Below are 9,828 nucleotides of genomic sequence, written 5' to 3' on the forward strand. Positions count from 1 at the left end.
CGGCATGGCGAACCCCGCCTGCCGGTCCGCCGGGGATGCCGAAGTTCGCCGGGCGACGCGTCAGCCGCGCTTGGGCAGCGCGGCGATGAGGTCCGGGCTGATGTTTTTGGTGCCCTGTTCATCGATGTGCTGCTGGATGCGCGCCTGGATCGCGGCACCGATCTGTCCGGCCAGTTCGGGGCGGGCAGCGCGGCACTCGGCCTCGGACACGACGCGGTTGTCGACCATGTCGTCGATCTGCGGCATGACGAAGCGCGCGAACATTTCGTAGGATCGCTTGGTGTGCGCCCAGTCGGCCCAGTTGTGCGCGAACAGCACCAGCGTGCCGAACCCGCCCGACTGCTTTTGCAGGCGGCGGATCTGCGCCACCGCATCGTCGGGCGTGCCGATCACCGCCATGTTCGAGCTGAGCAGCGCATCGATCACATCGCCGCCACCCGGAGCGATCGGCAGCGCGGCCACTTCCCGCAAGTAGTCGGCCCAGCCATCGATGCCGAACTTCACCTCTTCGCGCGCCTGTTCGCGCGTCGGGGCGATGTGCATCGGGGCGACGAGCCGCCAGTTCTTGCGATCGACGGTCTGGCCATTGGCTGCAGCGACTTCCTCGGCAATCGACCAGTTTGCCGCCAGCGCATCGAACGCGCCGCCCGATGTGGCGCCGAATGACAGCATGCCGATGCCGTTGCGCCCCGCCGCGCGCGATCCGGTGGGCGAGACCGTGCTGGCGGCGATCATTTCGATGCGCGGCCGGGTGTACGGGGTCATGTGGATGCGCGCATTGTCGAGCGTGAACCATTCGGTCTTGGCGGTCACCGTCTCGCCGCGCATCAGGCGGGCCAGCACGTCGATCGCCTCGTCCATCATGTCGCGCTGCTTGGCCACCGAGATGCCCATCATCTTGGCGTCGGACGCCAGCGACCCAGGCCCCATGCCCAGCATGACACGGCCACGGGTCATGTGATCTAGCTGGCTGTAGCGTTCGGCGGTCATCAGCGGATGGTGATACGGAACCGACGTCACCGCCGACCCGAGCATGATCCGCTTGGTGCGCTGCGCCGCCGCCGCGATCATGATTTCGGGGCTGGCGATAAGCTCCCAGCCGGCGGAATGGTGTTCACCGTACCACAGTTCGTCGAAGCCCAGATCGTCGAGGTGCTCGGCCAGTTCGAGATCGCGCTGCAAGGCGAGCGTGGGGTTCTCGTTCAACGGATGATGCGGACCGCAAAACGCGCCGAACCGAAGTTTTCCAGACATCCGAGTGCTCCTTGTTATCACCCTTGCGGGTGGTTGATCGATCGTGGCCGGCATTGCGCGCGCGCAACGCAGCGAAAACTGCGACTGCTCAGGCCACGGTGGCCTGCAAGTTGAAGTCCATCATCTGCGGCCGCGTTGCCGCGAACGAAGGCCGGGCATCGAGCGCCGCCGTCGCGCCGTCGAGAGCAGGATGCGCCGTCCGCCAACGAAGCACGGCGATATCGGGACTCAACCCTGACGTGAGTGCGAATTCGATACCCAGCAACGTGGTGGCAACGGCAATGTCGCCAAGGTCGAGCGGCGACGCCGCGTCCTGTGCTCGCACGCTGTAAAGGCGCTCCAGTTCGTTGAGGACACCCGTGACCTTGCGGGTCTGGCGATCGGCCCACGGCGCGCTGGGGTCGGGGCGGACCAGCTCGAAGATGAGCGCCTGCGCCACCTCCATCAGCCGTTCGCCCAGCATGCGCCGCTTCATGGCATCCAGTCGGGCGTCGATTTGCATCGGCATGAGCGCGGGTTCGGGGAAACGGGCTTCCAGCCAATCGAGGATATGCGCGGAATCGTAGACCGTCTCGTGATCGGTGATCAGGATCGGCAACTGCTCGAGCGGGCTGTAGTCGGGCGTACACGTCAGATCGCCCCAGGGGACATCGTATTGCACATCGTAGGCAATGCCCTTTTCGATCAGCGCGATCGCCACTTTGCGGCCGAAAGGACTGGGCCGGGCATTGATCAGCGTGAATGCCATTTCAATTCTCCTGCCGTGCCGGACATGGCGCCTCGTCCATGCAGAGGCCACTTCTGCGGGGGCCGGTCGGACGGAGAGGGACCCGTCCGACCGGCAGTCAGCCTTGCGATCCGGTGCTCAGAATTTGTAGCGCACCTCGGCCATGAATGTCCGTGGCGATCCGGGGACCACGGTGTTGAACTGGAACAGCTCGCCCGTCGCGATGCCGCCAACGTAATACACGCGGTTGAAGGCGTTCTTGAGGTTGGCCGAGAGCGACCAGCCCGCATCGCTATCGGCCAGGCCGGCGCGGAAGTTGACCAGTGTGTACCCCTCGATCCGTGCGCCGGGGCTGCGGTTGCCGGTCGAAGCAAACCAGAAGAACGACTGCGAGTAGAGATCGGACCGCAAGCTGGCCGTGATCGAATTGCGAACCGGCACCTCGATTTCACCGAACACCGATCCCGACCATTTCGGGGTGTCGGGATAGGTGCCGAACAGCACCGGCGGGGCACCGCCGATCGAGACGAAGCTGTCGGTGAAGCGCGCGTCGGTATAATTCAGCGAACCGCCCAGCGTGAACCACGACGAAGGACGGATCGTTCCGTCGAACTCGAAGCCGGTAACCTTGGAGCGCGGAACGTTCACGGTCACCGCAGCCGGGGTCGATCCCAGCAGGGTGTACGCGACGCGCTGCCCGTCCTTGATCCAGTCCTGATACCCGGCGATCGTGAACTGGGTCGGGACACTGCCGATGTTGCCGCGATATTTGAGCCCAATTTCGGCATCGGTAACCGTTTCCAGCCCGTAACCGTCGCCGCCGTTCGGTCCCAGTCCCGGAACGGGGTTCTGGATGCCGTTGTAGCCGCCGTTCTTGTAGCTCCGGCGCGAGGCGATGTAGATCAGCAGGTTGGGATTGACCTGTTCCTGGATGCCCAGCGTCCAGCTGACGTTGCCGTAAGATTTCTTCTGGTGGAAATCGTACGTCGCCAGTTGCGCGGGGGCCGCAAGGTAGGCGGTATCGGATGGAAGCACGTCGAACTTGATCTTCTCGTGCGTGTAGCGTGCGCCGATGGTGATGCCGAGACCCTCGATGCCCGTCGCCTCGCTCAGGTTGTAGGTGCCCTGGCCGTATCCGGCATACATGTCGCGTGTGGTCAGCTTGTTGTAGACCGTCGTGCCCGTCAGCGGCGGGAACTGCAGCAGCAGGCTGGTGGTCAGGTCGACGTTGGTTTCGTGCGAGTAGAACCCGCCGATGACGTAGTCGAGGTTTCCGCCAAGCGCCTTGCCGACCAGCTGGAGCTCCTCGGAATACTGTTTCGTGTCGTCGTTCTTGCCGCCGTTGCCATTGTCGTCGATGCCGTAAGGCGTGCCGTCGATGTCACCGGCGATACCGTTTTTCAGGTACGTGTAGCCGAAGATGTTGCGGATCTTGGTGTCGGGTGCGACCTCGAACGAGGTGATGTTGGAGACGATGATGTTGCGCCCGCGATATTTTGCCGGCCCGTCGGATTCGATCTGGTAGGGACCGCGCGCCTTTTGCGTCGCCAGGTAGGAGGCGAGGCCGCCCGGATCGAGCTTGGGATGGGCGGCGGCATAGGCTGCGGCGCAGTTGTTGGTGGTGGCGTTGCAGCCGGCCGCGCCGCCGGTGAAGGCGTTGATCAGGAAATTGTACTGGGCCTGGTTGCCGAAATTGGTCAGCGCGATCAACGGCACGAGCCCGGTCGGTTCGAGGCTGTCGATCAGGCCGCTCAGGCTGTTGCCGCCCGAGTGCAGGTAATCGACCACCAGTTCGTTCTTGATCGTGTCGGTCAGGTTGATCGTCAGGCTTCCGCGCAGGCCATAGCGATCGACATTGCCGGCGCGCGTGTTGTTGAACAGGTTCTGCTGATAGCCGTCGCGCTTTTCATAGAAGCCGGCGACGCGCGCCATGACCTTGTCGCCCGCCAACGGCACGTTGACCGCACCTTCAAGCTGGTAGGCATGATAGTTGCCGACGCGGCCGCTGACGTAGCCGCCGAAGGTGTCGGTCGGTCGGGCGGACGTGAACAGCACCGCGCCGCCAGTCGAGTTGCGGCCGAACAGCGTGCCCTGCGGACCTTTGAGGACCTGCACCGATTGCAAGTCATAGAACGCGGACGATCCGCCGCCCACGCCGTCGAGCTGGATTTCGTCGAAATAGGGCAGCACGCCCGGGCGCGTATCGCTGAACGCGTCGAGCGACTGGCCGCGCAACGAATAATTGAGCTGGTTTGAGTTCTGGCCGGCGCGGATGGTCAGGCCGGGGGTTGCCGCCTGCAGATCGGATTCGGTCACGATCGCCTGCTTGACCAGTGTATCGGCACTGAGCACCGACACCGCGACCGGGGTGCGCTCCAGCGTTTCGGAACGACGCTGCGCGGTTACGATGATGTCGCTACCGGTGCCTGCCGACGGCCCATCCTGCGCCGCTTGCGCCTGTGCGGCCTGCGCCAAGGCTGCGGACGCATCCAGCAACGCCAGCACTGTCACTGCGGACGCGAAGCCAACTTTCAGCCTGGACATCTCATTTTCTCCCAAGGTTATTGTTTTCGAATATTTTCATTCGCACCCGGGCGAGCCTTGGATTGGCCCTGACCGGCGCTTGCCCCAGTGATCGACATCGGGCCGTTCGCGGCTGCATCTTTGCGAAGGCTTGGGGTGCCGACCCCGATTCAAGTTGAGAATGGAATTATAACGCGTGCGTTGACGCGTCAACGCCTAAGTTGACAAGGGCAGTGGCGATGCATTGCGTGGTGCAGTGAGGTGAGGTTAAATGCTTGAACAAGCGCACAGAATTGCGCCCGAAGTTTTGCGCACAGCGGATCTGGCCGATGTCCGGCGGGGATGCCCGTGGCAAAAACTCCATAGGGCGAGCGCCATCCTGGCCGGAGCCGGCCGTTGCAAATTCATGCTGAAATGTCTCGATATTATGGGATGGACTTCAAGCCGCGACGGGATTGCCCGCGAGCAGTTCCACGCGGCATGGCCAATCTCATAGTCTAGGCGAGTCGACAGGGCTGGAATGCGGGAATTTCAGCGCTTTGGTGCGGGATGGCTGCGACGGAGCAACGTGGGCGTAAAATCCGGTCAGTAGGGCGATTCGATTCCCGCCAAAATCATCTCTGCGTAGATCTTGCCGATTTCCTCGGCGCTGACGTCGCTCTGGCCCGGGCGATACCAGCGATGCGTCCACCCCACCACGCCCAGCACGCCATAGGCCACCACCCGCGCCGATCCGACGTTGCGAAAACTCTTGTCGGCATAGCCCTGCTCGATGATCGAGATAACCGCCTCGGTCGTCTGACGGTTCAGATCGCGCATTTCTCTTGACCAGGCAGACCGCGTCTCGTCGACATGGCTCAGATTTTCACGAATATAAATGTAGAAAATCGGATAGTGTTCACCGTACGAAGTCATCAAGGTGCAAATAAGATCGCGCAACTTTCGGCGGGGGCTTAAATCGCTTGCACAAATTTTATTTGTAATTTCAAGATTGTTTTCAACAACAGTCTTCACGACTTCGTCGAAGAGCGCCTCTTTCGAGGTGACATAATAGTATAGAGATGCGCGATCGACACCCATCTCATCGGCAACAGCTTTGAGCGTGGCGCGCTGCAGGCCGACGCGATTGAACACCCGGACGGCGGCTTTGGCGATTTCCCCGCGGCGCACCTTGTAGGCGTCGCTGGATTCTTCTTCTGCGGCAACCCGCCTCCGGCCGATGCCACTTACCTTCGTCATATCCACACTGTCTTTCAAAGCCATTCTTGGAGGGGACGATTAACGCGATATCGAAGCCGATCAATCGCCATTTTGACGAGGTCGAGCCGATCAATCAACGGCAATGTTGACATTTTTGGCCGGCAGTCGATAAGCGAGGCGCAGATGGACGAGACGCGCAGATCTCGCACGCGTTGGCTATCCGGGCGGAATGCCGGGATCAGGCATGGAGAGATGTCATGGGACGATTGGCCGGCAAGGTCGCGGTGATCACGGGCGCGTCGCAAGGCATGGGCGCGGCGCACGCCGTGGCGTTCGTGGCCGAGGGTGCGAAAGTCATCCTCACCGATATCAACGAGGTGGCGGGGCGGGCCGTGGCGGAATCGCTGGGGGGCGACGCGATGTTCATCCGCCATGATGTGGCCAGCGCGTCGGGCTGGGCGCAAGTCGTGGCCGACGGGGAAGCACGGTTCGGGCCGATCAACGTCCTGGTCAACAATGCCGGAATTATCGGTCCGGTCGCCAGAACCGCCGAAATCGCCGAAGCCGATTATGCGCATGTCTGCGCGGTGAATCAGACCGGCGTGTTCCTCGGGATGCAGGCCGTGTTGCTTTCGATGCTGGCCTTGGGCGGGGGCTCGATCATCAATGTCTCATCGACGTCGGGTATGGTCGCCAACGTCGGCACGCCCAACCTGGCTTATGCCGGCAGCAAGTTCGCGGTGCGCGGTATGACCAAACAGGTGGCGGTCGAATACGGTGCCGACAACATCCGCGCCAATTCGGTCCATCCGGGTTACGTCAACACACCGATGATGGTGGCGGCCACGGACGAAGACGGCGGCGGGGCCGCGTCGGCGATACCGCTCGGACGGTTTGCCGAGGCGCAGGAAATTTCGCCTCTCGTCGTGTTCCTCGCATCGGATGAGTCTTCGTTCATCACCGGCATGGAGCACGTCATCGACGGCGGCATGACCGCGTCGTGAGCAGGCTGGAGCAGGAGTAGCAACGATGATCACCGCAGCCGATTTCGCATTCCATCCCTGTGACCCGGCCGACAAGCTGTGGACCGAAACGCTGTTCCTGATCTTCTCGGTGGCCGAGGCCGGGATCAGCGGCAATCTCTATACGCTCGCCAGACCCAATCTGGGCATCTGCCACAGCTCGATCGAGATCCACACCGGCATGAGCCTGCATCCGTGGCAGATCGACCACAACGATGCGCAAATGCATTTGCCTTGCCCGGAACGCTTTGACGATTTCACTTTGGATAACGGCCTGTCGTTCAAGGCGCACAGCGCGCGCGAGTGCGAGTTCCGGTATCGCTCGCTCGACGGCAACTGCTCGCTCGACCTGGCGTTCAAGGCGGTATGCGATCCCTTCGATCCGCACGATGCGAACGAGAATCCGCTGATCGGTTCGGCCAAGGTCCAGGGCTACGACGGCTGGAACACCGGGCACATGGAGAGCAAGGGCCGGGTGACGGGAACGCTTTCGCTCCACGGTCGCGATTACCGGGTCGATTGCATCGACGGCATGGACAAGAGCTGGGGCCCGCGCAAGGACTGGGGCAGCAAGGGTGCGACGTGGGTTCATGTAAACCTTGGCGACAACCTGGGCGCGTTCCTGGTTCTGGGGCTGGCTTTCGACAACAAGGAGGTGGTCTATGGCCCCTTCAACTTCGGGTTCGTGGCCATCGACGGGGAACGCCGCGCCATCGTCCGCGCCGCGATGCGTGCGCAGCGGTTCGACATGCTGGTGACGCGCGCGGTGGTCGAATTCGAGGACGATCGCGGCAACTGCTACGAAGCGGTCGGCACGACCGTGGCTGCAGCGCCGTGGTACAATTTCAATCCGTCGAGTGCGGCCTTCCAGACGCTGATGCGGTGGGAGAGCGGATCGCGCGTCGGCTACAGTCACATCGCCGATTTTGCCGGCCTGGCGTATCTGTCGCGGGGCATGGCCGACCGGCACGACAATTGATCGACAGCTTAACGGGATGACGGGATCACCATGACCGACGACGACATCAGGCGGCACCCCAGCGATGCCTTTATCGCCGAGGTGCGCGCCCGCTTTCCGACCGAGCGCGAAGTGGACACGGTGCTCACGCGCAAGATGCGTCGCCGCAACGGACCATCGTTCCGGGCGGTTGCACTCGAAACGCTGGTCAGCGGGGTCGAGCGGCTGATTGCCAAAAGGCTGGGCTATGAAATCAGCGTCGAGGACGCCCGCTGGCTATCGGGCGGGGCGTCGAAACTGCAGATGCGGTTCGATCTGCACTGGCGTGGCGAGGATGGCGCAGCGGACGCACACGTGGTGACGCCGCTCGTGGTGCGGATGGAACCGGCCGCGTCGGTCACCGAATCGAGCCGCCGCCGGGAATTCGAAGTCATCAGGGCGGCCGAGGGCACCGTGCCGGTTCCACACGCCTACTGGATGGACCCCGACGCCGAGTTCCTGCCCTATCCGGCGATGGTTTACGGTTTCGCCACCGGATCGGCGAAGCCGTCACAGGATGCCGCCAAGGTGACCGGGCTGGGCCAGAATTATGGTCCCGCTTTGCGGGCGCGGCTGGCGCCGCAGTTTGTCGATTATCTTGCAAGAATCCACAACATCCCGATCGGCGCGCCGCCGGTCCTTGCCAGCTTCGACCGACCCGAAGTCGGCTCGAACGCGTCCATCATCAAGCAAGTGAACGCCGCCCGGCGGATCTGGGAGGAAGATCGCATCGAAGACGAGCCGGTCATGGCGGTCGTCTACAAATGGCTGATCCGCAACGCACCGCCGATCGATCACGTATCGATCGTCCACGGCGATTATCGCAGCGGCAATTTCCTGTTCGATGAGCAGCCCGGCGAGATCACGGCATGGCTCGACTGGGAAGGGGCGGTGCTGGGGGATCGCCATCAGGACCTGACGTATGCGGCGCTTCCGATTTTTCAGCACTATGCCGAGGATGGCGAGACGATCCTGGTTTCGGGGATGATGCCCGAGGCCGAACTGTTCGCCGCTTACGAACAGGCATCGGGCCTTCCGGTCGATCCGAAGCGTCTCGGTTATTTCGGCGTGTTCAACCGCTACCTGGTTTCGGTGCTGCTGCTGGCGGCGTCCAGCCGGGCAGCGCGCTGTGCGGCGACCCACCAGGACGTGCTGCTCAACCACGTATCGGGCATGGGCTATCTCGCGCTGTCGGACCTGCGTGACTATTTCCGGAGCGTGACGGCATGAACCAGGAGTTCGAAACCCAACTGCAGGTGGTCCAGCGCGCGCTTGGCGAAGTCGTCCTGCCGGCGCTGGGGGGCGCCGAGGGGCACGTGATCGAGCAACTGCACCTGTCGATCGCCGCCCTGGCCTTCATGCAGCAGAGACTGTCCCGTTCGCGGCACTTTCATCGAGAAACCGTATCGAGTTATGTTGCTATGGCGGAGGCCATCATCGCGCTTTTGTCCGGTTACGCGGGTGCCGAAAGCGGCGGGCTGGCGGTGTTGGTCACCGAGGGTCGCAGCCTGCTGCAGGCGCCTGCAGCCGATGATGCCCACTACATCGGGTTTACCCGTCAATTGCGTGCGCGCATCGCGGCCGTGGCCGCAGATGCCCCCGAATCAGCTTATGAAGGGGCGCTGGATGCGCTGATTCTGGATCTGAGTGGACCGATCCTGCTGCGCGACCGGGTATGGTGCATTCCGCTGGGGTTTGAGCTTCGCCCTGAGGATTTGCCGGATATTGAGAAGGATCAGGTGGGCTGACGATAATGTTATGCGGAGCGACGGATACTGCTCCGCAGCCGAACGATATAACACACCGAAAAAATAGGACAAAAGCATTCCGTAGTGGAGCCTGGCCGTTGGGTTGGAACCAGGTTCGGCCTCGCTTCTTGCTTCATTCGGCCACGAAAACCCGATTCATCGGAACTTCGACCGAGCCAAGCATGATGCGGCGCGCCGTGCGCAGCAGGTCAGACGTATGGGACGCGGCCAGCTTCATTCAGGCGGTGAAAAAGCTGATCGAAACGCCGGTGCTGCTGCTGGCGGACAATTTGTAGTTCAACAGCAGCAACGGTTCGTATGGATAATCGTCAGCCCATGCGACCCGCCACCAGATGA

8 protein-coding genes are annotated in these 9,828 nt (G+C 62.5%); 4 read left to right on the forward strand and 4 right to left on the reverse strand.

Annotated elements, in window-relative coordinates:
- Positions 1–60 precede the first annotated feature (60 nt).
- The 4 genes from NL2_RS08240 to NL2_RS08255 all read right to left on the reverse strand — a co-directional run bounded on the left by NL2_RS08240 (position 61) and on the right by NL2_RS08255 (position 5,743).
- Complete coding sequence (locus NL2_RS08240) at positions 61–1,254, reverse strand: LLM class flavin-dependent oxidoreductase (protein WP_068073619.1); 1,194 nt, start codon at positions 1,252–1,254, stop codon at positions 61–63.
- An 88-nt stretch (positions 1,255–1,342) separates the two neighbouring features.
- Positions 1,343–2,002, reverse strand: coding sequence for a glutathione S-transferase family protein (locus NL2_RS08245; protein ID WP_068073620.1), 660 nt, complete (start codon positions 2,000–2,002; stop codon positions 1,343–1,345).
- Between the two features lie 117 nt (positions 2,003–2,119).
- The gene (locus NL2_RS08250) at positions 2,120–4,525 is read right to left on the reverse strand and encodes a TonB-dependent receptor (RefSeq protein ID WP_084355974.1); all 2,406 of its coding nucleotides are present in this window, start codon (positions 4,523–4,525) and stop codon (positions 2,120–2,122) included.
- Between the two features lie 564 nt (positions 4,526–5,089).
- On the reverse strand, positions 5,090–5,743 hold the full coding sequence (locus NL2_RS08255) for a TetR/AcrR family transcriptional regulator (protein ID WP_068073623.1): 654 nt from the start codon (positions 5,741–5,743) through the stop codon (positions 5,090–5,092).
- A 218-nt stretch (positions 5,744–5,961) separates the two neighbouring features.
- Between NL2_RS08255 and NL2_RS08260 the strand changes: the two genes are divergently transcribed.
- From NL2_RS08260 to NL2_RS08275, 4 genes are read left to right on the forward strand one after another with little or no spacing between them, the layout of a single operon-like run.
- On the forward strand, positions 5,962–6,708 hold the full coding sequence (locus NL2_RS08260) for an SDR family NAD(P)-dependent oxidoreductase (RefSeq protein ID WP_068073624.1): 747 nt from the start codon (positions 5,962–5,964) through the stop codon (positions 6,706–6,708).
- 25 nt (positions 6,709–6,733) lie between these two features.
- A complete protein-coding gene (locus tag NL2_RS08265) occupies positions 6,734–7,705 on the forward strand; it encodes a DUF7064 domain-containing protein (protein ID WP_068073625.1) in 972 nt (323 codons plus the stop codon).
- Positions 7,706–7,735: 30 nt separating this feature from the next.
- Complete coding sequence (locus tag NL2_RS08270) at positions 7,736–8,953, forward strand: phosphotransferase family protein (protein WP_068073627.1); 1,218 nt, start codon at positions 7,736–7,738, stop codon at positions 8,951–8,953.
- A complete protein-coding gene (locus NL2_RS08275; protein ID WP_068073629.1) occupies positions 8,950–9,471 on the forward strand; it encodes a hypothetical protein in 522 nt (173 codons plus the stop codon). Before NL2_RS08270 ends, NL2_RS08275 begins: the two co-directional genes overlap by 4 nt.
- Positions 9,472–9,828: the final 357 nt, after the last annotated feature.

This window comes from Novosphingobium lentum NBRC 107847 (genome assembly GCF_001590965.1).
GTDB classification, from domain to species: Bacteria; Pseudomonadota; Alphaproteobacteria; order Sphingomonadales; family Sphingomonadaceae; genus Novosphingobium; species Novosphingobium lentum.

What these genes read in the sequence shown, in the direction of transcription:
- NL2_RS08240 (WP_068073619.1), bottom strand. Translation starts at nt 1,254, where the DNA reads ATGTCTGGAAAACTTCGGTTCGGCGCGTTTTGCGGTCCGCATCATCCG.
- NL2_RS08245 (WP_068073620.1), bottom strand. Translation starts at nt 2,002, where the DNA reads ATGGCATTCACGCTGATCAATGCCCGGCCCAGTCCTTTCGGCCGCAAA.
- NL2_RS08250 (WP_084355974.1), bottom strand. Translation starts at nt 4,525, where the DNA reads ATGTCCAGGCTGAAAGTTGGCTTCGCGTCCGCAGTGACAGTGCTGGCG.
- NL2_RS08255 (WP_068073623.1), bottom strand. Translation starts at nt 5,743, where the DNA reads ATGACGAAGGTAAGTGGCATCGGCCGGAGGCGGGTTGCCGCAGAAGAA.
- NL2_RS08260 (WP_068073624.1), top strand. Translation starts at nt 5,962, where the DNA reads ATGGGACGATTGGCCGGCAAGGTCGCGGTGATCACGGGCGCGTCGCAA.
- NL2_RS08265 (WP_068073625.1), top strand. Translation starts at nt 6,734, where the DNA reads ATGATCACCGCAGCCGATTTCGCATTCCATCCCTGTGACCCGGCCGAC.
- NL2_RS08270 (WP_068073627.1), top strand. Translation starts at nt 7,736, where the DNA reads ATGACCGACGACGACATCAGGCGGCACCCCAGCGATGCCTTTATCGCC.
- NL2_RS08275 (WP_068073629.1), top strand. Translation starts at nt 8,950, where the DNA reads ATGAACCAGGAGTTCGAAACCCAACTGCAGGTGGTCCAGCGCGCGCTT.